At 46.2% G+C, this 26,142-nt stretch carries 18 protein-coding genes; 13 read left to right on the forward strand and 5 right to left on the reverse strand.

The window, feature by feature from the left end; translation table 11 throughout:
* Window positions 1–108: 108 nt before the first annotated feature.
* Genes AC58QT_RS32550 through AC58QT_RS32560 form a run of 3 tightly spaced genes read left to right on the forward strand, consistent with a single transcriptional unit; the run spans window position 109 to window position 3,730 of the window.
* Window positions 109–855, forward strand: coding sequence for a hypothetical protein (locus tag AC58QT_RS32550; protein ID WP_497412607.1), 747 nt, complete (start codon window positions 109–111; stop codon window positions 853–855).
* A gap of 16 nt (window positions 856–871) precedes the next feature.
* A complete protein-coding gene (locus AC58QT_RS32555; RefSeq protein WP_497412608.1) occupies window positions 872–2,557 on the forward strand; it encodes a vWA domain-containing protein in 1,686 nt (561 codons plus the stop codon).
* A 33-nt stretch (window positions 2,558–2,590) separates the two neighbouring features.
* Window positions 2,591–3,730, forward strand: coding sequence for a toxic anion resistance protein (locus AC58QT_RS32560; protein ID WP_497289141.1), 1,140 nt, complete (start codon window positions 2,591–2,593; stop codon window positions 3,728–3,730).
* A 574-nt stretch (window positions 3,731–4,304) separates the two neighbouring features.
* Here the strand turns inward: AC58QT_RS32560 and AC58QT_RS32565 are convergent.
* The 4 genes from AC58QT_RS32565 to AC58QT_RS32580 are packed head-to-tail and all read right to left on the reverse strand — an operon-like array spanning window position 4,305 to window position 8,213.
* Window positions 4,305–4,769: a RidA family protein gene (locus AC58QT_RS32565; protein WP_310502577.1), complete on the reverse strand. Its 465-nt coding sequence runs from the start codon at window positions 4,767–4,769 to the stop codon at window positions 4,305–4,307.
* 56 nt (window positions 4,770–4,825) lie between these two features.
* Complete coding sequence (locus AC58QT_RS32570; protein ID WP_497412609.1) at window positions 4,826–6,430, reverse strand: N-acyl-D-amino-acid deacylase family protein; 1,605 nt, start codon at window positions 6,428–6,430, stop codon at window positions 4,826–4,828.
* Window positions 6,431–6,450: 20 nt separating this feature from the next.
* Entirely contained in the window at window positions 6,451–7,557 is a 1,107-nt protein-coding gene (locus AC58QT_RS32575; RefSeq protein WP_497412610.1) for an alanine racemase, read from the reverse strand.
* The gene (locus AC58QT_RS32580; protein WP_497412611.1) at window positions 7,554–8,213 is read right to left on the reverse strand and encodes a helix-turn-helix transcriptional regulator; all 660 of its coding nucleotides are present in this window, start codon (window positions 8,211–8,213) and stop codon (window positions 7,554–7,556) included. The genes AC58QT_RS32575 and AC58QT_RS32580 overlap by 4 nt, the downstream gene beginning before the upstream one ends.
* 204 nt (window positions 8,214–8,417) lie before the next feature.
* Between AC58QT_RS32580 and AC58QT_RS32585 the strand changes: the two genes are divergently transcribed.
* The 5 genes from AC58QT_RS32585 to AC58QT_RS32605 all read left to right on the forward strand — a co-directional run bounded on the left by AC58QT_RS32585 (window position 8,418) and on the right by AC58QT_RS32605 (window position 15,105).
* A complete protein-coding gene (locus AC58QT_RS32585; RefSeq protein WP_497412612.1) occupies window positions 8,418–10,214 on the forward strand; it encodes a sensor histidine kinase in 1,797 nt (598 codons plus the stop codon).
* Complete coding sequence (locus AC58QT_RS32590; RefSeq protein ID WP_497412613.1) at window positions 10,211–11,764, forward strand: response regulator; 1,554 nt, start codon at window positions 10,211–10,213, stop codon at window positions 11,762–11,764. Before AC58QT_RS32585 ends, AC58QT_RS32590 begins: the two co-directional genes overlap by 4 nt.
* A 132-nt stretch (window positions 11,765–11,896) precedes the next feature.
* Complete coding sequence (locus AC58QT_RS32595) at window positions 11,897–13,243, forward strand: extracellular solute-binding protein (protein WP_497412614.1); 1,347 nt, start codon at window positions 11,897–11,899, stop codon at window positions 13,241–13,243.
* A 75-nt stretch (window positions 13,244–13,318) separates the two neighbouring features.
* On the forward strand, window positions 13,319–14,194 hold the full coding sequence (locus AC58QT_RS32600; protein ID WP_497412615.1) for a carbohydrate ABC transporter permease: 876 nt from the start codon (window positions 13,319–13,321) through the stop codon (window positions 14,192–14,194).
* Between the two features lie 56 nt (window positions 14,195–14,250).
* Window positions 14,251–15,105 (forward strand): carbohydrate ABC transporter permease, encoded by an 855-nt coding sequence (locus AC58QT_RS32605; RefSeq protein ID WP_497289173.1) that lies wholly within the window; start codon window positions 14,251–14,253, stop codon window positions 15,103–15,105.
* A 136-nt stretch (window positions 15,106–15,241) separates the two neighbouring features.
* Here AC58QT_RS32605 and AC58QT_RS32610 read toward each other — a convergent pair whose 3' ends face one another.
* Window positions 15,242–17,551 carry a helix-turn-helix domain-containing protein gene (locus AC58QT_RS32610; protein WP_497412616.1) on the reverse strand — a complete coding sequence of 770 codons (2,310 nt, stop codon included), beginning with the start codon at window positions 17,549–17,551 and terminating at the stop codon, window positions 15,242–15,244.
* A gap of 259 nt (window positions 17,552–17,810) precedes the next feature.
* On the opposite strand from AC58QT_RS32610, the gene AC58QT_RS32615 reads away from it, so the two are divergent.
* From AC58QT_RS32615 to AC58QT_RS32635, 5 genes are all read left to right on the forward strand, one after another.
* Window positions 17,811–18,770, forward strand: coding sequence for an ABC transporter permease (locus AC58QT_RS32615; RefSeq protein ID WP_497412617.1), 960 nt, complete (start codon window positions 17,811–17,813; stop codon window positions 18,768–18,770).
* The gene (locus tag AC58QT_RS32620; protein ID WP_497412618.1) at window positions 18,764–19,624 is read left to right on the forward strand and encodes a carbohydrate ABC transporter permease; all 861 of its coding nucleotides are present in this window, start codon (window positions 18,764–18,766) and stop codon (window positions 19,622–19,624) included. Before AC58QT_RS32615 ends, AC58QT_RS32620 begins: the two co-directional genes overlap by 7 nt.
* A gap of 46 nt (window positions 19,625–19,670) precedes the next feature.
* Window positions 19,671–21,242 carry an extracellular solute-binding protein gene (locus AC58QT_RS32625; RefSeq protein ID WP_497412619.1) on the forward strand — a complete coding sequence of 524 codons (1,572 nt, stop codon included), beginning with the start codon at window positions 19,671–19,673 and terminating at the stop codon, window positions 21,240–21,242.
* Between the two features lie 86 nt (window positions 21,243–21,328).
* A complete protein-coding gene (locus tag AC58QT_RS32630; protein WP_497412620.1) occupies window positions 21,329–23,707 on the forward strand; it encodes a DUF7402 domain-containing protein in 2,379 nt (792 codons plus the stop codon).
* 49 nt (window positions 23,708–23,756) lie between these two features.
* Window positions 23,757–26,114 (forward strand): FAD-dependent oxidoreductase, encoded by a 2,358-nt coding sequence (locus AC58QT_RS32635; protein WP_497412621.1) that lies wholly within the window; start codon window positions 23,757–23,759, stop codon window positions 26,112–26,114.
* Window positions 26,115–26,142 lie beyond the last annotated feature (28 nt).

Consider the following 26,142-nt stretch of genomic DNA (forward strand, 5'->3'; position numbering starts at 1 on the left):
GTCCTGCATATAATCCAATATCAGCAGTCTTTGTACGATAGCAAACGAACAGACGCTTTCTTGTGAATTCGGGGAGTCGAGATCGCACAGAGAGGAGTTATTCCCTTGATGGAAGCTGCAAGTAAAATAATGAAATTAATTATGATTACGGTTGGGGTCGTTGTGTTCGATATTTTCTTGCTTTCACCAGGATTCATTGGCCTACAGCTGCTAGGTGGTGATCCCCTCCAGACGGCATCAGCTGCAGCTATTCTGCTAGCTAGCACGCTCGGGTTGCTCTTTAGCACCTATCGTATATTAATGAAGCCAACGGTAGTGAAGCGGCCTCCTTTAGAACAGATGAAGGGGCCAGTAGATCTTGAACGCGCTTTGCAGGGTTACAAGGGCATGAAATCACTTGAGCAGGAAATTGCACTCGCTTTACATCAAATAGAGCGTATGCGTAAGAAGCAAGAGACTTTACTAATGGTATTGAACCAGCGATTTGAGCCTGCGGGACTAAGCTTTCAAAAATTTGCATCGGCGATACACGAGGTGGAGAAGTTATTTTTTCTCAATATCCGGAGTATGATAAACCGTCTTCATGTGTTCGATGAGAACGAGTTCCAGAGTGTCATGAACAAGTCTACGAGTCAATTATCTTCCAAACTTCTGCAGGAGAAACGAAGCTTTTATCAGACATACTTATCGTTTGTGCAAGGTGCCTTACATATGAATGAAGAAATTTTGCTCAAATTAGATAAGCTACTCTTAGAAATCTCTCGGTTGGATAGCTTGGAGATCCGTGATATTGAGAAGATGTCCGGCATGCAAGAAATCGATGCTTTAATTAAACAAACGCATTACTACAAGTAGATGAGGTGAACTAGCTATGAAAAAGAGTAAGTTCTTCCTGCTATCTGTCTTTTTAATCATAATTGTATTTATTGCCGTCTATGCCGGCGTTAGCTACACGACCCATCTAGGCAAAACAGATCTGCAAATTACGGCAGAAGATGCTGCGAAACAATTGAGCAAAGCCTATTCGAAAATTTCTGTGACGAACGGAACGCCAGTCAAGGGTCAGATTGATATTAATCCCGCGGATGTGGCCTCATCCTTACCGGATATTTCGAAATTCCCGATAACCGTGAACAATACGACAGACAACTTTGTGGAAATATTCTCCTCGACTGAGAAATCCGGCAGTGGCGTTGACGGCTGGTTAACGGATGTTGCGAATGCTTTTAATAAAGCCCAAATTCAAGTGAATGGAAGGCCTGCGTCAGTTAAAATCCGTAATATCGCTTCCGGGACAGCGGCGGACTATATCAAATCAGGTGCATACCTGCCGGATGCCTATACACCTTCGAATGAGCTTTGGGGCGAGATGGTTAAGGCGGCTGGCGTAAAAACACAGCTTGTTGCCAAACGACTTGTTGGGAATGTGCCCGGCATTGTGATTTCAAAGAAAAAGTACGATACGTTAGTCGAAAAATACGGTCCGATCAATGTTCAAACGATGACCGAGGCGATTGCCAAAAATGACTTTGCCATGGGCTACACGGACCCTTTTGCGAGCTCAACAGGTCTTAACTTTCTGGTAACGGCTTTACGTACCTTTGATAGCGCTAATCCAATTAGTGAGAAGGCTATACAAGGCTTCGAGAAGTTTCAAACGAACGTCCCTTTCATCGCGTCTACCACGCTTCAAATGCGGGATGCCGCTAAGTCTGGGATGCTGGATGGCTTCGTGCTAGAATACCAAACCTTTCAGAATGCACCGGAGCTTACGAGTGACTATATGTTTACACCTTTTGGCTATCGTCATGACAGTCCTCTCTACGCGATTGGGGATCTGCCAGCATCGAAACTTAATGTGATTAACCAATTTGCCGAATTTATTGCACAAGCCAAATATCAACAAGCTGCTAAAGAAAAAGGGTTTAATGGACTCGAAAATTATAAAAATGATCTCCCAATCATGGATGGCAATATACTTACTTCCGCGCAAAAAGTCTGGAAAGAAAAGAAAAATGGCAGCAAGCCGCTTGCAGCAGTGTTTGTGACGGATGTATCGGGCAGTATGGACGGTAAACCAATCAGTCGATTGAAAGAATCCCTGCTCAAGGGGCAGAAATACCTGGGCAAAGAAAATAGAATCGGTCTCGTCTCCTACTCGAACGGGGTGACCATTAATCTTCCAATCGCAAAGTATGATACCAATCAACAATCGCTGTTTGTAGGTACTGTGAATAGTCTGCAAGCAGGCGGGGGGACCGCAACCTTCGATGCCATCGTCGTAGCGATGAAAATGTTACAGGATTACATGGCCGCAGATCCTAATGTGAAACCGCTGATTTTCGTATTAAGTGATGGAGAAACCAATGCAGGTCATTCGTTAAAAGATATTCAAGGTATGATTGAAAGCTATCATATCCCCATCTACACGATTGGTTACAATGCAGATATTCAGGCGCTTCAGAATATTTCAAGCATCAACGAAGCAGCGAGCATTAATGCAGACACAGATGATGTTGTTTATAAAATAAGCAATCTGCTCAACGTCCAAATGTAAGGTAACTAATACCGTTCAGAGGGGGAGTTCGATTTGTCATTTTCGATGGAAATAGCAGGGGATGAAGAACTGAAAGCCGTTGTTGAGGAGCAGGTGAGGCCGGTTCCGGAGGAAGTCGTTAAGCTAAAAGCACAAGCCGAAAAAAATGTTCTAACCATTATGGAGCTGGACCTTGATTCTTTGGAGAAACGCAAACAAATTCTCGCAACAGTCGAAAACTTCGGCTTGGAGACTATGCGAGCCTCCTCGGAGAAAAATGCTTTGCTTCATGTAACCGTAGGTAAGCTTTCCAAAGCGGGGGATGAGGGGGGCGTCGTGGCGCAAGGGCTTGGCGAGCTTCAGATGCAAATGAAGGACCTCGATCCCAGCGGTATCGACTTCGCGAAACGTGGGTTTCTAGGAAAATTGTTCAACCCGATGAGAGCTTATTTTCATCAGTTTGATAAAGCCGATGTTGTTATTGCCAACATTATCGAGATGCTTAATAAGGGTAAAATGGGACTGAAGGATGACAATACGACACTTCTCATTGAACAACACGCACTTCGTGAGCTGACCAAGAGGCTTCGTAAAGAGATCCAATTAGTTGCCTATATGGATGAATCGATTGAATCCCAAATCGCTCTGGCCAAAGCAAGAAACGACGACCCAGAGAAGATTAAATTCATTACAGAAGAGATTCTCTTCCCACTTCGTCAGAGAACGCTAGATATGCAAGCCATGATGGCCGTCAATCAACAAGGTTTCATTACCTTTGAGGTAGTTATTCGTAATAATAAAGAGCTTATCCGTGGCGTTGATCGAGCGAGTACAGTCACAGTTGCAGCATTACGGGTCGCTGTAACAGCTGCGAGTGCCTTAGCGAATCAAAAAGTGGTGCTGAAACAGCTTAATGCCTTATATACAACAACGAATACATTCATTGAACATACGGGTCAGATGCTGAAGCAACAAGGTGTCGACATTCATAAAGGTGCCATTGCAGCCAGTATTTCGGCGGACTCCCTGAAGAAAGCCTTCGTTGACAGCTTTGAAGCGCTGCATGCAATCAGCACCTACAAGCAAGAAGCGCTTCCGAAGATGCGCGAAACGATTGCGCAGTTCCGCGAATTGGCGGAAACGGGCGAGAAACAAATTCTGCGGCTGGAGAAGGGTGCAGCAGTGGGACTATAAAAGAAGCAACCTCCGACTTCAGTTGAAGTAGGAGGTTGTTTTTTGTTTACCCATTTATCATAGTTCAAGATTAGCTGTCAGTACTATCCCTTAGGCTCAGGTGACCTCTGTTTTAGTTGGTGTTCTGAGTGAAGGAGATAGTGGCTGAAGAAGAACCTATCATCACTATCCCTTAGGCTCAGGTGACCTCTATTCAGTGGAGGTTCTGAGTGAAGGGTATAGTGGCTGAAGAAGAACCTATCATCACTATCCCCTAGGCTCAGAGTCCCTCTATTCAGTGGAGGTTCTGAGTGAAAGGGATAGTGGCCGAAGAAGAACCTATCATCACTATCCCTTAAGCTCAGGTGACCACTACCAGTGGACGTTCTGAGTGAAGGAGATAGTGGCTGAAGAAGAACCTATCATCACTATCCCTTAGGCTCAGTGTCCCTCTATTCAGTGGACGTTCTGAGCGAAGGGTATAGTGGCTGAAGAAGAACCTGTCATCACTATCCCCTAGGCTCAGGCCACCACTACCAGTGGAGGTTCTGAGTGAAGGGGATAGTGCCAATAGAATAATGTGTCATTTATATAGTTAGTCGCGGATTTCAACGATGAGCTCAATTTCCACTGGCGTGTGGAAAGGAAGATCACTAGTGCCGATTGCGGAGCGGGCATGCTTGCCATTTTCGCCAAAAATATCAACGAGAAGGTTGGAAGCGCCATTGATGACATAAGGCTGGTCACCAAAACCGGAGGCGCTGTTGACGAAGCCGAGCATTTTTACGATTTTGACTACACGATCCAAGTCGCCCAAATAGCCTTTCATGACGGCTAAGCAGTTGATGATGGTCTGACGAGCTGCCTCCTGACCTTGCTCAATGGTAACTTCACGGCCGAGTTTACCTTCGTACATGAGCTCACCGTTGATGCGGCAATCTTGTCCTGATAAGTAAATTAAGTTACCGGTTTGCGTACATGGGAGATAGGTGAAACGCGCTTCTGGGGATGGGGGAAGTGTGATACCAAGCTCTTGCAAACGGTTTTCGATAACGGACATAGGGATGACCTCCAAGTCAAAGTTAGGTGTTTGTTATAAGATTTTGCTCAAAAAGATTAATGACGACAGCAATGCTGTGCGCGAATGAAGCTGCCTTCCCGCGCTTGCGTGTGTTGACCACCGGTCAATGATAGTGCGCCATTCACAACAACATGCGAGATGCCATCTGGATACTGCCTTGGATTCTCGAATGTCGCATGATCCTGAATGGTATCGGGATTGAACACCGCCACATCCGCGATGTAGCCAGGAACAATCAATCCTCGCTTACCAAGCTTGAAACGCTGAACAGGGAAGGATGTCACTTTGCGTACCGCCTGCTCCAAGGTCAGAATGCGATGCTCGCGAACGTACTTCGCGAATACACGAGGGAACGTCCCATATAAGCGGGGATGCGGCTTCCCAGTGTCACAAGTGAGACTATCTGAAGCGATGAGCGATTTATCGTAAGCAACAACTTGCTGTACATCTTCGTCAGACATGTGGAAGTAGACGATGGAGATGCGGCCTTCTTCTTCCAAAAGGAGATCCATCATACAATCGGCTGGCTCCTGCCCGCGAATCTCGCTAATCTCGGCAAGGTGTTTGCCTTCGAGATGGCGATTGCGTTCCGTGTGCATGGCGGAAAGGAACACGCTTTGCCAACCTGTGGAACAGACTAGGTTATCCCAGGTCGTCTGTTCGTGGCTTAATTCTTCACGAACACGGGCACGAAGCGAGGGATCTCGCAGCACCTCAAGCGCACTTTCTATGCCGCCTTCGAGCACCCATGGAGGGAGAATTGTCGTTAAACTGGTGGATCCAGCATTGTACGGATACACATCGCATGTAACATCCATGCCGCGTGAGCGCGCATCTTCAATGAGCTCTAGCGCATCGGTAATTTGCCCCCAATTGCGCTTGCCAGCTGCCTTGAGGTGAGAGATGTGGAGGGAAACGCCGGCTTTTTCGGCAATCCAAATGACTTCTTTCACAGAAGGCAAAAGATTGTTGCCCTCACCGCGAATATGTGTAGAGAAGAGTCCGTTATATTTCGGTAAGACAGAACAGAGCTCAGCAATTTCCTCTTTGCTCGTGTAGCTGCCCGGCGCGTAGAGCAGCCCGATGGAGAAGCCAATCGCGCCAGCTCGCAGACCTTCTTCGAGCATTGCTTTCATCTGTGCGATTTCGGGCCCAGTTGCTGGACGATTGGCAAAGCCCATCACCGCAATACGCAGTGCCCCATGCGCAACGTAAGTTGCCATATGTTCAGATGGACGCGAATTAGCAACGGCTTCCATATATTCAGCAACGGATTCCCATGGCCATTGCCATTTGGTCTGACCGAGCACAGGCTGCACATAGCTTTGAAGCAGCTCAGCTTGAGAGGGGACAAAGGGAGCGGGAGCGAGTCCGCAGTTGCCGACGACTTCGGCGGTAACGCCTTGTCGCATTTTGATTTCACTGTGCGGATAATCGAAAATCATAAGATCGGAATGGCAATGCCCATCAATAAAGCCAGGTGAGATCACTTGTTTGTTCACGTCGATGACCTTCAAAGCTTCCTCATGAAGCTGACCAACAGCGACGATCTGGTTCCCTTGGATACCGACATCACCGGCAAACCAAGGATTTCCTGTGCCATCGACGATGCGGCCGTTTTTCAAAATAAGATCCAACATCAAGTCTTCACCTCCGGAATTTATTCCAACATGCCCCGTGCAAGCACTGGCAATCGTTCGAATGTGTCTCCACGCTGCATGACAACATGATTGTGCAGGTTAATGGTACTGCAAATATGATTCGGAATAATGCGCAGCTGGTCGCCGACTTTCAGGTCAGCGGCTTGCGCCAATGGGCCAAGCTCGATCATGCCATGCTCTTCGGTCATGCGCACGAGCAGGGCATCTTCCAGGCCATGAATATGGCCGAACCCGCGCAGCTGCAAGGGATGCGTGCCTGGCTGCACATCGGTGGCGAAGGTTTTGCTGCCGCCGTCGATGATCGCCAGATCCGCCGAAGGACGGCTCACGACCGTGACGAGCACGCTGCCGGCGCTGTCCCCAAGCCCGCAGACGCCAAGCTGCGCCTGCATCCGGTCTTGATAGACGTAGGTGCCGGGACGAACTTCCGTCACCCCTTGGACTGCCGCCGCATACAGTGCCGTCGGCGTCGATCCCACGCTGACATCCGCGATGGCGATGCCAGCGGCTCTAAGGCGTTCGGCCAGCTGGACCATGAGCTGGCCTTCTTCCAAACCGGCTGCTGCCACGTCGAGCGTGGGCTTGCCGGCAAGCAGGGCACCGCGGAACGTGTAGATGCCGGTTAGCCGCAGGTGCGGCATGCCCGCAATCTCCATGGCAAGCGCTTCCGCCGCTTCATACGGCACACCGGTTCTGCGCAGACCGGTGTCAATCTCTAACCGAACCTGCAGCGTATGACCATGCTTGGCCGCGATCTGTTCCATCAGCTTGGCGCCGGCCAAGCTGTCTACGCCCACGAGCAGCTCGATCTCCTCGCTAAGACGAATGGCTCGTTCAATCTTACTCGCAGTCACCAATGGATAAGCGATAAAGATATTCATAATCCCATGCGCAGCCATGACTTCGGCTTCGGAAACTTTCGCCACGGTTATGCCGACGGCACCTGCATCGATTTGTTGATGGGCGACAACGGGAAGCTTATGTGTTTTGGCATGCGGACGCAGTTGAACACCATGCTGCTGAACACGCTCTGCCATGGTTGCTATATTCCGTGCCATGATTTCTGTATCAATAAGGACACAAGGCGTTTCTAGGGAGATGGTCATAGGGATTCACTCTCTTTCGCGTTGCTTTTACCTTCTTCCAGATGGCTGTACAAGGTGTATTTGGAGATGTTGAGATACGTGCAAATTTTCTCGCCGCCTTTTTTTATCAGAAAAGCACCCTTGGCATCGAGCAGCTGAATCATACGCATCTTATCTTCTTTGGTCATGACGGCAACGGGTTTGCCGATGACTTCTTGTGCTTCTTGAATTAGGGCATCCAGCAGGTCGCTAACACTCGTAACGAAGGATTCTTTGATCTCCGTTTGCTCACCTGGGTTGATAAGGTTTTTTAATGTTTTCTCGGCGACCATAAGGTCCGTGATATCCATGTTGATACAAAGTGAACCGATAATTTTGCCTGCTTTATTCTTCATATACATCGAGCTGGAGCGCAGAATGCGGCCTTCCTTCGTTTGGGTCAAATAGTTAAATTTGTTGCCGTTTACATGATTGCCTCGCAGCAGTTCAAGACCAAGATTTGTGCCAGGATCTCCGACTTTGCGTCCCGTGATGTGACCGTTGGCAATGGCGACGATGGTGCTCTCATAGGAACCCGTCAAATCGTGCAGTACGACTTCGCAGTTCTCGCCAAATTGAGCGGCAAGACCAGTCACCAAATCAGCCAAAAATACGAATTCATCCTGAATGGATTCCATACCGGTTATCCTCCTCACAGCTTGTAGGTTATTCTGAGCAAAATGGTAACACAAACTTTTCGAATGTCAAACAAAAAGTTTGTTAGGCTAAAAAAAAGTATGATTTTCCAGTGTTGCTCATGATACTATGGTAAAAAGATCATGGTAAGAGGAATGCTATGTGTTACCAGAAGATGGATGTGCTAGATGAATGGAGGATCTCCCATGAAGCGGTGGTTTGCCAAATCACTCAATCGCAAGCTCTCATTGCTAATTTTATTCGCAGTTGTCTTACCTTTACTTACGATGGGAACGGTCTCTTATCGGATTGCAACCTCGGTCACGGAAGATAAAGCGAAGCAAGCAGGGATGAATACCCTGAAGCAGATGACGGATAAGCTCGATTTTGTTATTCAGGACGTCGAGAACATGTCGATCTTTCTGATCGGTCAACGAGATGTTCAGTCTTACTTAGGCAAGGAAGAAAGCGATATCAATCTATATTCGCAGCTTATCGCGACCTTATGGAACTTATCCTATTCCAAAAAGTATATTGCAAACATTACGATTACGCCGAAAAATAGCAATCCTGCGTTATTTACTACGACGATCATGAATTCAGGATTAGCGCCACTTTTGCAGCAGTACGAGATGGTGCATAAATCTGCGCCTAAGTGGTGGTCACCGCTCTATGACATTCAAACCTCCGACGGTTTGCGAAAGGTGATTTCACTGGTCAGACCCATTCGGGATTTCAGCCTATTTAAAACGTTAGGCATCTTATCTTTTTCCCTGGATCAATCAGAGATTGAGCATTATTTGACGGATGCGGGCTGGGAAACGAGCGGATTTGTCGTCTTGGTCGACGCGAATAATCGGATTATTGCTGGCGGTGATTCGAAGTGGCTAATGAAGGATATGTCCGAGGTATTCCCAAATCTGCAAGGCATTACAGAAACAAGCGGTGTTTCGAATGTGCTGCGAGGCATGCATCCCTATACGGTTCTCTACAACGGAATTCCTCGTGTGGGCTGGAAGTTAGTCGGATTCATTCCGACCGAAATTTATCAAAAGCAAAATGGTTTCGTGCTGACGGTAACGGCTATCACGATCCTCATCGCGCTCTTGCTGGCGATGGTGCTGGTTATTTATTTCTTGCGATGGGTGACGAATCCGTTGATGAAGTTGACCAAATACTTAAAGGATCTGAATCCAGATGAGACGATTCCTACGTTTGAAGTGAAAAGCGTAGATGAAGTGGGCCTGCTCGTTCACAGCTACAATAAGCTCAGCGACCGGATCAGCCGTCTGAAGGATCAAGTTCAGCTGAACGAAGCGATGAAGAAGGAGGCGGATATTATGGCGCTGCAAGCACAGATTAATCCGCACTTTTTATATAACACCTTGTCATCTATTCACTGGATTGCCTTGATGAATAAGGATCGACAAATTGCCGAGATGGTTGGCGCGCTCAGTGATTTTTTACGTTTTAGCTTAAATAAGGGGGAGGAGTTCTGTGTTGTCCAGCAAGAGGTGTCCCATGCACAGAACTATGCTTACATTCAGGCGATTCGTTTCCCAGAGCAGTTCGAGATTGAGTTCTTTATCGACCCGGGGATGACACAAAGTGTGATGCTCAAGCTGCTGCTTCAACCCTTGATTGAAAATAGTCTGATACACGGCATTCAGAAGAAAAAAACCAAAGGACATATCTATGTGCACGGCGAGCTGCGTGAGCATGATATGAAATTTGTGGTGGAGGATACGGGAATCGGGATGGATGAAACGAAGCTAAGAGATATTCATGGACAATTGGCTTCGGCTAATCAGAAGCTCGGCATTCGAAGTGAGGCGGATGAAGAGAGGAAGAAAGTTGTGACTAGCTATGGACTCATTAATGTTCATCGCAGGTTACTGCTGCATTATGGAGCGGGGGCAGGATTAGTTCTGGAGAGTGCGCTGGGAACAGGTACACGAATTACATTCCTAATTCCGCGTGAGAGAGGAGAGTCGTCGGTATGAGAATTCTAATCGTGGATGACGAGGTTATTATTCGAACCGGTCTATGTACCGTGATTGATTGGAAAGAGCTTGGATTGGAGCTGCTGCCAGCAGCTTCATCAGCGGAGGAGGCTTTGGAACGCATTCCGCAGGAGAAGCCCCACATTGTTTTGACCGACATTCGGATGTCAGGGATGGATGGGATTGAACTTGCTCGGGAAATTAAGCTCATTCTACCGGATACGGAGATTGTTATACTCACGGGATATGATGATTTTAACTATGCGCAGCAGGCTCTGCGCGGCGGTGTAACGGATTATTTGCTGAAAACCAGCCGTCCGGAAGAGATTATTAAAGCGGCGTTGAAAGCGAAGCAGAACATTATGGATAAATGGGAGTCGTTGAAGCAGGATAATCGCAGACAGGCCGCGCTGCGCACACAATTGCTAGAAAGGGCTCTGAATCGTGGCCTGCACGATGATGATGAGGCGCGCGCTCAACTGCATCAGTGGTTTTTCAAAAATGGGGTCGACATCTCGGTGGATGATAGCGAGCGGATAGCAAGGCAAGTGCTTCTTGTCTCCTGTACGGGTTGGGTCACGTTCGCTAATCTGCTGCAAGGAGCCGCAGAGAATATGTTGTACGAACTTCTCCCTTGTGTAACGCTAATGCAAAAGGATCATTTCATCATGATCGTTCGATATGAAGCTGGGGTTACCGATGCCGCGGGGTTGCAGAAAACGCTCCAACGTGTCACTGAAACACTCAAATGCGCTGTTTTCGCTGCGCTTGGGCCCGTTGCGCATGATGATGAGGGACTACGTGAGTCCTATCGTGCTGCCAAGGAAGTTTTCGCCTATCAAGGGCTGCTGGGCTCAACGGGACTTTACACGCCCCAAGATATTCGTGACCGAAGCGGGAGCCGCACGGTGTGTACGGAGAAAGAGGAGTCTGAGCTTGCCGCGATACTCATGAATGACAATGCGACGGACCTCAGACACTGGGTCAATCAGAAGGTTCGCACACAGCTGGAGGATCATGCGGCTACACCGCTTTCCGTCCAAGGATACATACAATCTCTGGTGGTAGCTGGACATCGTTGGTTAGAGAGAGCCAGTACGACAGAGCTGGATCTATCGGCATTAAGCGCACTCTCGAAGCTAGAGGGGGAAGGACGTCCTGAAGAGGAAGTGTTCAAGGTGCTGTCAGCGATCATGAACATCTTCCATCAGGGACTTGATCAGAATAAGTATGCCTACATCCATAAGGCGATTGCCTACATTCGGGATAACTTGCATCAGCCCATATCGCTCCAGCAAGTTGCAGGTTTCGTCCATATCAATCCCAATCATTTCAGTGAGGTATTTAAGCGGGAGACCGGCTGCACCTATATTGAGTTTGTTACTCGGGAACGTATGAAGCTAGCTACGGATATTGTGCAGAGCACGCAAATGAAAGTGAGCGATATTGCCAGACGCGTGGGTTATGAGGATATCAAATACTTTACGCAGCAGTTCAAAAAGCACACGGGAAGAACACCATCCGAGTTTCGACAAGGTGGCAAAGGCTGAAATATGTCCCCCTTCGTACCGAAGTCTCTCCCGTACCTTGGCAGACGAATGTCGCCTATACTAAAGGAGTAACGAAGAGCGCTCGCAAGTAAAGGAGCTAGTTGCTACGAAACTTTTAGGAGGTCCGAACGAATGAAAAAGTCATTTATCGTTACACTGGCGGCTGCGATGTCACTTTCGTTGATAGCAGGTTGTGGGTCGAACGGAACGACAGATGGAGCACAAGGCAGCACGGCACCAGCTAAAACAGAGACAGCGAAGCCTGGTGAGAAAGTAAAGCTTTCCATTTGGCATAACTATACAGGCGAAGATTTACGTGCCAAAACGATGCGCGAATATATGGAGAAGTTCAAGAAGGATCATCCGAACGTGGAGTTGGATATTCAAGGGATTCCACCCGATGGGTACCGCCCGCGTCTGAAAACCGTAGCAGCAGCTAATGAAATGCCGGATCTGTTCGTTATGTGGCCAGGCGTAATGACGAAGGAGTTCGTCGGTGGTGACTTGATCCAACCGATCAATGAACTTCTGGACAGTAAAGCAGAGTGGAAGGGCAACTTTATGCCAGGTTCCTTCGACGATTTCACCATTTCTGGCAAAACGTATGCGGCTCCAATGGCCTTATCGCCTACATCTATCCTTTATTACAACAAAGAGATCTTCAATAAATATAATGTACAACCGCCAAAAACATGGGATGACATGATGAAGCTGGTGGATACGTTCAAAAAGAACAACGTCACGCCAATTGCGCTTGGAAATAAAGCAGCATGGGTAGCACAATCCAGTATCTTAAGCTCATTGGCTGACCGTGTGACAGGAACGGAGTGGTTCTTGAAAGCTGTTGATCAAAATGGCGCGAAGTTCACGGATCCAGAATTCGTTCAATCCCTGACGTATTTACAACAGCTTGGTAAAGCCGGTGCTTTCCAAGAAGGTTTCAACAGCATTGATAATACGCAGATGGAACAAATGTTCGCTCAAGGTAAAGCGGCAATGATGATTGATGGTGGTTGGGCTCTTCCTAACCTGGCAGCGAACGCTTCGAAAGAAGCTTTAGCGAATATGGCTGTTACCGTATTGCCTTCTGTACCGAATGGTAAGGGTGATCCGAATACGTTATCGGGTGTTGTTGGAACAGGTCTAGGTATGAGCAAAAAAGTAACTGGCGCACAAAAAGCGGCTGCATATGAATTGATTTATGCTTTGTCCGGTCCTGAAGCGCAGAAAGCGATTTTGGAAAGCAATCAGCTCGTGAGCTATAAAGTTGCTTTGGATACGACAAAAGTATCTTCCTTATTCGCCGAAGTTTACAAAATGATGGGCACTGTAAAAATGACGCCTGTCTACGACGGCAGACTAAGCTCCTCAAGCGCAGATGTCGTGAACAATGGACTTCAAGAGCTTCTGATGGGCGGTAAGCCAGAGGATGTTGCTAAGAAAGTGCAAGATGCGCAAGCGAAAGCACTTGGCAAATAAGGTTATGCACAAAGGACTCCAGCCTCAGCTCGGCTGGAGCCTTTTTTCCAAAAAAAGCTTACAAGGAGGGGCATCATGAACGTGTCCGCAAGAATGAGAGGATTCATCACCATAGGGCTCCTTCCAGCCTTAATCATCTATTTGTTTTTTGTTGTCGTACCACTGTTCTGGTCGGCGTACTATGGCTTTTTTGACTGGAAAGGCATTGGCGCAGCGAAGTTTATTGGGATGGATAACTATATCGAAGTTTTTACAGATCCGATCTTTTGGAAAGCTTTTAAAAATAACATGCTTATCGTTGCCGCCTCTGTTTTTGGGCAAGTGCCGATCGCGATGATCCTAGCGCTTCTCTTGATGCGTAGTACACCTTTTCAACGAATCATTCGTGCTTCCGTCTTTATGCCCATGGTATTGTCCTCTGTCGTTGTCGGGATTATCTGGGGATACATCTACCACCCGCAAATCGGTATTCTGAACTTCTTGCTGGATGGCATTGGCCTTGATAGCTGGAAGAAAGCTTGGCTCTCCGATCCGAAAGTATCGATGTTCGCACTGATGGTGCCGATCATCTGGAATTATATTGGTCCTTACATGATTATGTTCATTGCTGCCTTACAAAATATTTCTCCTGAAATCGAAGATGCTGCTCAATTGGATGGCGTCGGACCGGTTCGCAAGCTATTTGCTGTCACACTGCCCATGATTTGGGATACGGTGAAGGTAGCGATCGTGCTTTGTATTTCAGGCTCTTTGAAAGCGTTCGATCTGATCTACGTCATGACAGGCGGCGGCCCTGCGCATTCCACGGAATTGCTGGCTTCCTATATGTATAACAGTACCTTCAATGTATATCGTTTCGGATTCGGCAGCGCGTTATCCACAGCGATTATTATTCTAAGTTTGCTTCTGATCGTGGGCAGTCAATATTTAATGAAGCGAGACTATCGTTAGGCAGATCAAATCATTCATCTCTTGTAGGAGGGAAAGCTATGAAGCAGGTAGTAGCGATGCAGACGGGTTTTCCCGCTGGAGCTAAACAACGCAAAGTGTGGACGCGCGGTGCGATCAATGCCGTTCTTTCCTTATATGCACTGGTCACGTTGTATCCATTAATATGGTTATTTATTAGCGCCGTTAAATCAAATGAAGAGTTTTATTCCCGGCCTTTTCTGCTGCCAACCGTGTGGAAGTGGGATAACCTCGTCCGCGCTTGGAAAGTTTCCGGAATGGGACTTTCTTTATGGAACTCCACGGTTGTAACGGTAGCTTCCTTAGTGTTAACGCTAATTCTAGGCGCTTTGGCAGCCTTTGTGATCGCACGGTTTGAGTTCAAATTGAAGGCATTCTTTACAGGGCTGTTCCTGTTAGGTATGCTCATTCCAATTCACAGTACATTAGTACCTTTATTTATCATCATGAAAAAAATAGGGCTGTTGAACACGTACGGCGCACTAGTGCTGCCCTATGTTGCATTCGAATTACCTTTAGCGATTTTCATTGTAGCTGCGTACTTAGTCAGTATTCCAAAAGAAATCGAAGAGGCCGCGCTGATTGATGGTACGGGCTACTGGGGTATTTTCTTCCGCATGATGCTTCCGCTAAGCGTACCAGCGCTTTCTACCGTTGCCATTCTGGGCTTTCTACGATTCTGGAATGACTTCGCTTTCGCTCTTGTTTTTATTAGTAAGCCTGCGCTTAAAACGGTACCGCTTAGCTTGTCCGCCTTCGCAACGGGGTACATGACGGATTACGAATTGACCATGGCTGCGCTGGCCATTGCCGTGCTTCCAACGATTGTTGTGTTCTTGCTGTTCCAAGAGCAGATCATGAAGGGCATGACGGCGGGGGCTGTGAAGGGGTAGGTTTAGCAGCGTTAGATAGGTAAACACGCTTATAGATGCAGGGCTCTGCGTCTAGAAGCGTGTTTTTGTTATCCGCGCCCACATCGTCAACTGCTAAGATGTCCCCTTGCGAGACGGGACATCTCAGGATTCGCGGCTAGCTTTGGCCTCGCTTTTCACGATACTGAGTGGGTGTCATTCCAGTTGCTTTCTTAAAAGCGGTAAAAAAGTGGCTTTTGGATTGAAAGCCGGACTGGGCAGCGATCTCAACGATAGACCAATTGGTTTCCAAGAGCAGTTCCTTCACCTTTTCAATTCTGCTCTCTAGAATGTAGTCTGAAACAGAAAATTGATAGTGTTCTTTAAAAATTAACCGTACATAGTTCACAGATAAAGAGACATGATGGGCAATATCGTCGATCGTCAGCATGGGATCATGCAGATGATTGGCAATATAGGTGAGGATATCGGTGAACACCTCTTCCTTTTGTGCATGACGATTCGACATGTCTTCCATGAGGTTAAGCAGCAATTGTTCAAGCCAGACCTGAATTTCGCGGAGATTCGTGAATTCATTTAATTTTTGCTCGATATCCTCCATGGCAAGGAGACCTTGAATTTGTTTGAAAGATTTCTGCAAAGTGAACAGGAGCTGAGTAAGCTGCAGTTTAGATTCATTGGCAGGCAAGACTTTTAATTCTTCAAACAACGTATGCAGCTGTTTAAGAACAGCGTCTTTGTCACGCACACGTATAGACTGAATGAATGTAATGAGCTGGTCAATATCCAGCCCGCTGACTTGCCCTTCTTTGACGACAGTACGGAGGTCACTTTGCCTGAAAATAAGGTTATCGCCAGTAATAAAACTGAGCTTAGATAATTCGTAGGCGGATTGATATACCTTGTAAATATCTACGGCAGGGGAAGTAGTGGATTCACTGAGTCCAACCACTGCGGGAATATCAATCCAGCGATTTAATTGAAGCTTGGCTTCTTCCAAAATTTTAACGATGGTTGTCTCCGATTGTTGTTCGCACTCCTGTGAAGAAAAGAGCATCACGATATGGTCAGAGCCTAAGTCCGCGGACTCCGAGGTTAAACCGTAGTTCATCACAACCTCGCTGATAATATTCTGCATAGCAAATTTCATCAGTTTACGTGATTGGAAACTGTAGTTGGCGTTAAATTTACTGTAATTTTCAATACGAAAAACAGCAAACCGAATCGGCTCATCGAGATTAATTTGGATCATCTGACCCAGCTCTTCCTTCAATGAGGAGGTGATCTTGTTACTTAAAATCCACTGACGAAGCAGTTCCTCTTTGACAATATGACCGCTGCTTTTAATTGAACGGTCTTGCTCCTCGACACGATCCACAAGCGTATCAAACCCCGAATGGATTAGCTTGTAGCCTTTACTTAGTGAATACCACGACATATCGTCTTCCATTGATTTATTTCCGCCATAATAGCTGCGAATTTTTTGGAGCACCTCAACAAAGGGTTTAAATGTCTGCTTGGACAGAAAATACAGTAACACCAATAAGAAAGCAATCATGATAAAAAATGAACCTAGAATCTTCAAATTCAAGTTAAATAGCTTGTCTTTCCATATGCCTAAAGGGGATACCAGATACAACTTCCAGTGATCTCCTGCTAAGGAGATCGATTGAACGCCCCACTCTTGCCCGTCATATTTCCAATCAAAGCCTTCAACGACAGCATTATCTTCCTGTAGATGATGGCTGCCTTTGTTAGTACCGCTTAAAAAGCGATGAAACGCTGACTCAAAGGTATGGTTGATGTCGCCCATTAACAGGGAGTTATCTGAATCAAGGACCAACAGCTTGCTTTGGAACTCATTGTTATCTAGCAAAAGTTCTTCAGTAAGGAGCTTCTGATCTAATACAACGGCTAATCGTCCTTGTTGGGTGACATTGATGTCTTCACTTGGGAAAAAGAGCATAATCTCAGGATGGCCATTTAACACTTGCTTCGAGAACTGAAGAGGTCCTTCTGGCTTTTGGATAATTTTTTGGATGAAATTTTGATCGCTAAATCCATTAAAAGGACTAGAGCCGCCATTTGCGGCCAGAATCTCCCGTGTAGCGGGATTGAAGAGATATACCTCTTTTACAAGTCGCTCGGAGGCTTTGAAGTCGATAAGTGATAAATCCACTAAGTGATCCAGGTAGGTATCTCTCTCTTGGGCTGCTAGCCAATAACCCACATTACGGTTTTGATACAAGTTCGTGCTATTAATTTTTAACCGTTGAAGAATTAATTCCATACTATTTTTCACATGCGTAATCTTAATAGAAGCAACGTCATTAACTTCATTAATGGCATATTTTGAAATTTGACTCGTTAAGTAATAAGAATATAGACTGGCCATCGTCAAAAACAAACAAGCCACTAATAAAAAAATTCGCACATATAAACCTTGCATGCGATTCAGCTTTAGCATCTGACGCTCCCCCAAGATGTGAGTTTAGGTTCGTATAGTTTCTACCTATTTGTATTGTGGATGCGCCATGCCTAAATTGCAAGACGGTAAACGCGAATTGTGAGTATTCAAACTGGGTATGAGAAGCAGAACCTAGGAATCGTTCATTTCAGAACCACCTGTAGATTCAGAACTATGCAACCCTGCAAGGCATCCATTATGATCAGGGCAATCCATCGATTCCAAGCATGCATGCAAGATCGAGAAGAAAGGTGACTTTATGGAAAAGATCGTTGTACATCGTGAAAGGGTGCGTGAGCGTGAGAATGCGTTAATCCGATTACTAAAGTTGATGCACCTTCATAGGGTTCACTACTTTATGTTACTGCCAGGAATTATTTATTTTATCATTTACAAATATTTACCTATGTACGGGGCAGTTATTGCGTTTAAAGATTTTAACATTACGGAGGGGATCGTAAACAGTCCGTGGGCGAATCCCTGGTATAAGCATTTTAAATACTTTTATGATTCTCCTTACTTTGGGCAAATCATGACCAATACGTTGTTAGTCAGTGTGTATAAGCTCGTATGGCTTATGCCTCCGGCTATTCTGCTCGCTATTTTATTATCTGAAATTCGTGGGAAGTACGTTCGCAATGTGGTTCAATCCATTTTGTATATGCCGCATTTTATTTCTTGGGTCATTATTTATGGGATTTGTCTTTCTCTATTCTCGGAGGCAGATGGTCTAATCAATATGATGCTCAAAGATGTCGGCCTGAAAGCAGTGCCTTTCCTGACATCCAACGAATATATACGTTCTTTAATTGTAGGAACAGACCTCTGGCAAAACTTAGGCTGGGGCGCAATTGTGTATTTGGCTGCCATAGCGGGTATCGATCCAACGTTATATGAGGCGGCGAGAGTAGACGGTGCAGGAAGAATTCGGATGATCTGGCACATTACGTTGCCGGGAATCCGAAATGTGATCATCCTGATGTTTATTTTACGCTTAGGGACGATATTAGACGCTGGTTTTGAACAGATCTATGTGATGTACAACATCCAAGTGTATGAAAAAATCGATATTATCGATACGTGGGTGTTTCGAACAGGCCTTGAACAGTTCAACTTCAGTCTTGGCGCAGCTGTAGGCCTCTTTAAATCGCTGATTGCTTTAATCTTAGTCGTCGGGGCAAATAGCTTAGCGAAGCGATCGGGGGGGAGTATATGGTAATGAATTGGAAGGAGCGGCTGTTTAGCAGTGTGATCTATGCGATTCTGCTGCTATTATCCGTGTGCGTGTTATTCCCGTTGCTATACGTGCTAGCGGTATCCCTGACTCCCTTCAGCGAAGTATTGAAGAACGGCGGATTTGCGATCATACCGAAAAAAGTGACATTCGAGGCCTATGCATTATTTTTGAAAACATCAACCATCCCAAGGGCTTACGGCATATCGTTCTTTGTTACGGTAATTGGAACACTCATCAATGTTGCGCTGACCGTATTAATGGCTTATCCACTTAGCAAGAAGACGCTGCCAGGACGCTCACTGCTTTTATTTCTCATCATGTTTACGATGATGTTTAGTGGGGGAATTATCCCTACCTATTTAATCGTGAAGGCAACAGGGCTGTTGAATTCGATTTGGGCCATGGTTATCCCAACAGCCGTAGGTACATTTTCCTTATTGATTACGAAGACATTTTTTGAAAATATTCCAGAATCCTTAATTGAAGCTGCTCGCATAGACGGTGCTTCAGAGAGTAGAGTTCTGCTCAGCGTAATTTTACCGATGTCGCTTCCTGTTATTGCAACGATCAGCACCTTCTATGGTGTGATGCATTGGAACGAATTTTTCAATGCGATTATGTATATAACGGATTCTTCCTTATATCCACTGCAAGTGGTGTTACGCAATATATTAAATGCTTCGCTGTCATCCGAAATTAATCTGGAACAGACCGTTCCAGGGGCGACACTTCAAATGGCAGGTGTCATCTTGACCGCACTTCCAATTGTGACTGTGTACCCTTTCATCCAAAAGTATTTCACTAAAGGAATGCTAGTTGGCGCAGTGAAGGGTTAGCAGTTAACATATAGCTACACGAATAAAAATATAAGGGGATGTTCGTATGAAGAAAACGTTGAAATTAGGTGCTGCGGCATGTCTATCTCTAAGCCTGGTGCTGAGCGGATGCGCTTCCAAAAGTGAAGGTACGAAAACAGAAGGCGCTCCGAGCAGTCCTATCACGTCAAGTGCACCTGAGAAAGCGCCAGAGAAATCAACTACGCCTGTTAAACTGAGCGTACTCGTATCGGGACCTGGATTAAGCGAGGATGACAAGGCGCTTCAAGGGGAAATCGGCAAAAAGTTGAACATTAACTTTGACTATAATGCCATTGCCCCAGGCAGCAATAACGAATATGTTAATCAGATCAACGTAAGAGTTGCATCGAATAATGCACCGGATGTTTTCACCGTCTCTAATGATCAAATGCTGCAGTTTACGAAGCAAGGCGCTATTCTAGACCTGACGAAATATGTAGATAAAATGCCAAATGTCAAAAAGGCCTACACGGAAATTGATTTAGCCAAAGGGAAAGTCGATGGCAAGCAGATGACACTTCCCAAACGTGCCACGGTTCCTTATCGGGCTCTCATGATTCGCCAAGATTGGCTGGATAAATTAAAGATGCCTGTACCGAAAACGATTGAGGAGCTAGCAGCGACGATTAATGCCTTCCATGACAAAGATCCAGACGGAAATGGGAAGCAGGATACCTATGGTCTAACAGGATATGGGTTAGATGCGTTCGCGCCAATCTTTGGTGCATTTGGAACTAGCTATGGCTATTTCAATGCATCGTTATCGATTGGAAATCTAATCGTGAAAGATAACAAGGCGATGTACTCCACCACACAACCAGAAATGAAGCAAGCCCTGACGTACATCTCAGATTTATTTGCAAAAGGTGCCATTGATCCAGATTTGCTAACGAATAAAGGAACTGCCGCACCAACGAAAGCACAAAAGGGCCAAGTGGGTATGATCTATGCGAACTGGTCTGATATGTTCAAGGATGAGCACATCAAATTGATTACAGAAACGAATCCCAATGCAAAATTCATCGCCATTGAACCTCCTGTAGGCCCTGGCGGCAAGTTTATGGGCGCGTTTGACGACAGTGCTGCCGATTGGCGTGTCGCTTTGCCAAAATCGTTAGAAAAAACGCCAGAGAAATTGGATCGTGCCTTAGCTTATTTGGATTATATAACTGGCGCTGGTGAGGGACAAAACTTAGTGATGTTTGGTAACGAAGGCGTTCATTATACCAAATCAGGTACGACCATTACGCCGCTTCCTGAGATGTCAAAGCTGGGTACGACGTACCAATTGCAACTAACAGGCAGAGACGAACTTCCGTATCTGTACACCAAGTTTCCTAAGCAAAAAGAGTATATCGACCAGGCTGTGAAACAACCTTATATCAAAGTGTTCAATAACTTCTCGGCCATCCCTGAAGGGGTGAATAAGTCCGATAAGGATCGCTATGAGAATGAGGAAATGATTAAATTCATGTTTGGCAAACGTCCTTTAGCTGAATTTGATTCGTTCCTTAAAACACTAAACACAACGTACCAATTGCAAAAATATGTGGATGAAGCAAGTAAAGCATTTAAAAGTCAGGGATTGATCAAATAAGGCAGACACATGTACAAGGAGATAAGGCACGCTTTGTCTCCTTGTTTTTATCCCATTCATAATGTAGAAAGTGAGGTTATGCCATCATGCAAATGTGGAAATCGCTGGGTCAAAGAATGGTTGCCTTATTCGTTGTATTCGCATTGATCGCTGCTGTTAACCCAATGTCTCTGCTCCCAGAATCTACAGCCCATGCAGCCGTCAATGGTTTTGTAAAAAGAAACATCGATAAACTGTATGAGGATTCGAATGGCAATAACGTTCAGGACGCAGCTGAACCCGATTTCCGCTATATCTCAGTGAATATTCCAGATGCGCTATTAATTAACATTTATTCGCCAATGGGAAATGATTCAGAACGTTTTCGAATCCCATCGGATGATGAGCTATTGGATGCAGTGAGAACGGTAAAGGCAATGGGCGGCAGAGTATTTCGCGTTTTTGCGATGAGTTCTAGTCCGACATACAATGCAGTTCGCATGATTACTACGAATAGTGCGAGTCCTAGCTCACCTGTCGCTTTAAATGAAGATGCGATGAAGGCGTTTGATCGATTACTTCAATATTGCAATCAAGAGGGAGTGCGTGTGTCGATCGGATTTACGGATAACTGGACCTATGTTGGGGGGTATAGTGATTATGGATCGAACTTCTTTACACCAGGAAATACCACAAATGTAAAGTTTAAAAATATGATTTCGCAAATCCTGAATAGAACAAACAGCTACACAGGAGAGCAATATAAAAATGACAAAGCGATCTTTGCGTGGGAGTCCGGTAATGAATTGAGTGCCAGCAATGATGGCGTATTAGATACATGGGTGTCTGATCTAGCCAATTATGTGAAGGGCATCGATGCGAACCATCTATTCATTGACGGTAGAAATTCGCCTGCTACGTTTTATAATCGGTATACCGTTATGAATAATGCAAATATTGATGTGCTATCCTATCACACTTATAGCAGTTTATCAGGTATGAATGCGGTACAATCATTAACAGCTATGCGGAACTATACAAAAGATCAAAAGGTGCTGAATGTGGGAGAAATTGCGATGACCATGCCTACGAGCACGCTGTTAAGCTTCTTAGATGAAATGATCAGCGGGGGGACTAGCAGTGCAAGTTGGTGGGCTCTGCGGTTTCATGCGCGGGAAGGCGGATTCTATCATCACGCGTCCTATGAAGATCTTCACTGTCCAGGATTTACCAATGCAAGTGGAATTTCAGAAATCGCAACAGAGAAGGATCTGGTTACGGCTCTGGCGGATCATGCCTATGAAATTCAAGGATTAACACGACCAGCCATTGCCGTTCCGTTAGCGCCTGTACTTCTACCTATCCCTGATACAGGTCACATTTCATGGAGAGGATCGACGAATGCGAGTGCCTACGATGTGGAAAGGGCTACTAGTAGCAGTGGACCTTGGACAGTCATTGCTGCGGATTTCATGGATAATGTGATCGTGAATCGGTCACTGCTCTCTGATACGACGACTTCCCCGGGAGAATCCTATTACTACAGAGTCAAGGCAAAGAATGCCTCCGGCACTTCGGGCTATTCCAATGTTGTTGGGCCAGTCGTGGCAAGTTCGAGATGGCTGGTAGATAACTTATTTGATACATCAAAAATGAGTGCGCTTACTTCCAACATGGTTATTGGCAAAAGCTACTCCAACAAAGAAGTCGGAAATGATTTAGCTGTCCTCTATCGAAATGATGCCAATCCTGGAGAGATCGTATACACGACACAGGAGGCAATAAGCTCTTTCCGAATTGAGACGTATTCGTATAACACGGCTGATTTAAGTGTGCTGACTTCGCCAGATGGGGCAACCTACACGAGCTTTACGCCAGTCATCACCTCTTATTCAGGCAGCTATAACAAACCTAAGGTCGTATACACCTCATCCGCTCTGCCTACAGGCACGAAATATTTGAAAATAGCGGAGCAAGGTACCAGTCAACCTTATAAGAAAATAAGCCGAATTGAGATCGAGTCGGGGCTCACAACAGTTCTACCTCCGACATCTACCAATATAGCTCCGACTGCAACGTTAACCGTAGATTCGTCCAATGTCAGCTATGCCAAAACGAAAGCGGTAGACGGTATCAAAAACGATAACACTAGTCGCTGGATTTCAGCGAATACGGCTGGAACCCACGCCTTCCAGATGGATTGGCCGACTGCCAAAACCATTAATAATGTGAAGCTTTGGAGTGGTTCCGTAACGGTCGGGGGTACGCAAATTCGCGACTTCACCATTCAATACTGGAATGGCAGTGCCTGGCAGGTACTTGCTACCGTCGTTGATAATGCGATAGATGTCTACAACGGTCAATATAATGACTTTAGCTTTGCGCCAATAACGACGACAAAACTTAAAGTGGACATCACCGACGGTTGTGATTATTTAACGTATGAGGACGCTAGAATCAATGAAATTGAAGTTTACGGGTATTAGTTTTGACAAACGGTAACGAATGAAATATGTAGGTGGAGGCAGGGAGAACATGGATGAACGAATTAAAAGAGGAATGTTAGAGCATCACGAATACGACTTCATCGTTGCGGGTGGCGGTTTGGCAGGGGTGTGCTGTGCGATCTCCGCAGCAAGAGGAGGACTTCGTACAGCCATCATACAGAATCGACCTGCTTTCGGAGGCAATTCCTCTAGTGAAATTCGAATCGTTCCTGTTGGGAGTGTCGATTTCAATTCATGGACGATGGAGAGCGGGATTATAGGTGAGATTCTGCTTGAGGATCGGGCAACCAATCATGAAAAATTCGGAGATGGCGCGATTAACACGCTGTATGACTTGAATTTGTACCAAGCCATCTTAAAGGAACCGAATTTGACGGCTTATTTGGATACACAAGTAAACGGCGTAGAAGTAGATCCAGAAGCGGAAGGCGTTAGTTCCGAGCTGAAAGCGATTTACGCGACACAGCTTGGAAGCGGGAAAGCTTTTAAATTTACAGCTCGTCAGTTCGCCGATTGCACGGGGGATGCTGAGATTGGCTTTTTGGCGGGAGCTCCTTATCGTTACGGGAGAGAGGCAAGAAGTGAATTTGGAGAGCTGCTTGCGCCGGTGGAAGCAGACAATCACACCATGGGAAGCAGTATCACCTTCTATGCTCGCAATGCCGGCAGGGATGTACCGTTTACCGCACCTGATTGGGCACACCGGTATGAGTCCGCTGAAGATGTAGGCATATATCGAGATATTAATCACATTAAACATGATCGCTTAGCCGGTTTTTGGTGGATGGAACTTGCCAATCCATTTCATCAGGTCGATGATTTTGGTGCAATGAAGCACGAATTGCTGCGATATGTGCTCGGATACTGGGATTTCCTTAAGAACCGAAGCAAGTATCAGGAAACCCTGTCCACCTATTCGATTGATTGGATTGGTATGTATCCTGGGAAAAGAGAGAGCAGACGTCTGGAAGGCGATGTGATCGTATCCGAGCGTCATATTTACGAGGATCCATGTTGGCCAGATCGTGTAAGCACATCTGGTATGTTTGTGGATATTCATATTAATGGAGGTCTCCTAAATCGAGCGGAACCGCCAGAGCTTTCCAATGCGGATGCGAACTACAAGGATTATACGTTGGTTGCGCCTTATTCCATTCCGCTGCGCTCGTTATACAGCCGTTCCATCGCCAATCTATGGATGGCAGGACGCAACATCAGTGTGAGCCGAGTAGCGCTAGGTTCTGTTCGCAATCAAGTGATTTTGGCGAATATCGGTCAGGCAGTGGGCACAGCAGCAGGATACGCAATTCGCCATCAAATCTCACCAAGAGAAGCTGCCCACCCCGAGCATGGACATATTCAAGCGATTCAACAACAACTACTGCGTGATGATGTGCCAATTATTGGCCTGAAGAACGAGGACAAATACGATTTGGCTAGAGAGGCGACAGCGTCAGCTTCGAGCGAGCAGGCCATGTATCTGAACGAGCCTGATGAGAATGCGCTGGTTCCGCTTGACTCAACGTGGGCTCAGGTTCTTCCGATCACCTCTGACCGTATCGACACTGTCGAATTTTATTTGAGTAATCAATCAGAAGATGCAGTTTCGTTGAAGGTGTCTGTTTACCAATTGGAGCGCATATGGGATAAAGGGGAGGGGGTTCCTGTTGGAACTGGGGAACTCTTCATTCCTCCGCTGCATAAAGGGTGGATCTGTACGGAATTAAATCTTCCAGTAGCAGCGGGCAAACCGCACCGCATTGCTCTAGAGAGCCATGAGCATATCGCATGGGCCAAGTCGGCTGAGCAAGCAACCGGGACATTAGCTCAGTACTATGTTAAATGTGAGGGCGGACCGCAACCTGAGAATAAGCACTATCCGTCGTTTCAAGAGAGTGAGCTGATCATCCCACCTTATGAGCGTTGGAATGAGATCAAACGAAAACGTTTTTCGTTTGCTGTGAACGTACACCCTTGTCCTGCTCCGTATGGGGGCGATCAAGTAGTGAGCGGAATGGCTAGACCAATTGCGATGCCGGGACTATGGATATCGGATCGAGCGAGCGAGCTTCCGCAACATGTGGCGTTGAAGTGGGAGCAAGAGCAGACATTCAACCAGGTCATTGTTACTTTTGATACCAGTTTAAATCAGAGCTACGCGTATATGCCTGCTTTCTGGAAAGCGCCTGAGTGCGTGAAGGATTGGCGAGTATGGGTGCTTGTCCATGGCGAGTGGAAGTGCGTGTATGAAGAGAAGGAGAACTACCATCGCAAAAGGACGGCTAATTTCGATACGGTTACGGCATCGGCAGTGAAGCTTGAGGTGCTCGCCACGAATGGCGATGTCAGCGCTAGAGTTTATGAGATGCGCGTCTACTGCAAATAACGAAAGAGAGTGCTCACTCACGGAATAC

This window comes from Paenibacillus sp. J31R109, assembly GCF_059692055.1.

Coding starts and splice junctions, on each gene's coding strand:
- AC58QT_RS32550 (WP_497412607.1), top strand. CDS start 109: ATGGAAGCTGCAAGTAAAATAATGAAATTAATTATGATTACGGTTGGG.
- AC58QT_RS32555 (WP_497412608.1), top strand. CDS start 872: ATGAAAAAGAGTAAGTTCTTCCTGCTATCTGTCTTTTTAATCATAATT.
- AC58QT_RS32565 (WP_310502577.1), bottom strand. CDS start 4,769: ATGTCCGTTATCGAAAACCGTTTGCAAGAGCTTGGTATCACACTTCCC.
- AC58QT_RS32570 (WP_497412609.1), bottom strand. CDS start 6,430: ATGTTGGATCTTATTTTGAAAAACGGCCGCATCGTCGATGGCACAGGA.
- AC58QT_RS32575 (WP_497412610.1), bottom strand. CDS start 7,557: ATGACCATCTCCCTAGAAACGCCTTGTGTCCTTATTGATACAGAAATC.
- AC58QT_RS32580 (WP_497412611.1), bottom strand. CDS start 8,213: ATGGAATCCATTCAGGATGAATTCGTATTTTTGGCTGATTTGGTGACT.
- AC58QT_RS32585 (WP_497412612.1), top strand. CDS start 8,418: ATGAAGCGGTGGTTTGCCAAATCACTCAATCGCAAGCTCTCATTGCTA.
- AC58QT_RS32590 (WP_497412613.1), top strand. CDS start 10,211: ATGAGAATTCTAATCGTGGATGACGAGGTTATTATTCGAACCGGTCTA.
- AC58QT_RS32595 (WP_497412614.1), top strand. CDS start 11,897: ATGAAAAAGTCATTTATCGTTACACTGGCGGCTGCGATGTCACTTTCG.
- AC58QT_RS32600 (WP_497412615.1), top strand. CDS start 13,319: ATGAACGTGTCCGCAAGAATGAGAGGATTCATCACCATAGGGCTCCTT.
- AC58QT_RS32605 (WP_497289173.1), top strand. CDS start 14,251: ATGCAGACGGGTTTTCCCGCTGGAGCTAAACAACGCAAAGTGTGGACG.
- AC58QT_RS32610 (WP_497412616.1), bottom strand. CDS start 17,551: ATGCTAAAGCTGAATCGCATGCAAGGTTTATATGTGCGAATTTTTTTA.
- AC58QT_RS32615 (WP_497412617.1), top strand. CDS start 17,811: ATGGAAAAGATCGTTGTACATCGTGAAAGGGTGCGTGAGCGTGAGAAT.
- AC58QT_RS32620 (WP_497412618.1), top strand. CDS start 18,764: ATGGTAATGAATTGGAAGGAGCGGCTGTTTAGCAGTGTGATCTATGCG.
- AC58QT_RS32625 (WP_497412619.1), top strand. CDS start 19,671: ATGAAGAAAACGTTGAAATTAGGTGCTGCGGCATGTCTATCTCTAAGC.
- AC58QT_RS32630 (WP_497412620.1), top strand. CDS start 21,329: ATGCAAATGTGGAAATCGCTGGGTCAAAGAATGGTTGCCTTATTCGTT.
- AC58QT_RS32635 (WP_497412621.1), top strand. CDS start 23,757: ATGGATGAACGAATTAAAAGAGGAATGTTAGAGCATCACGAATACGAC.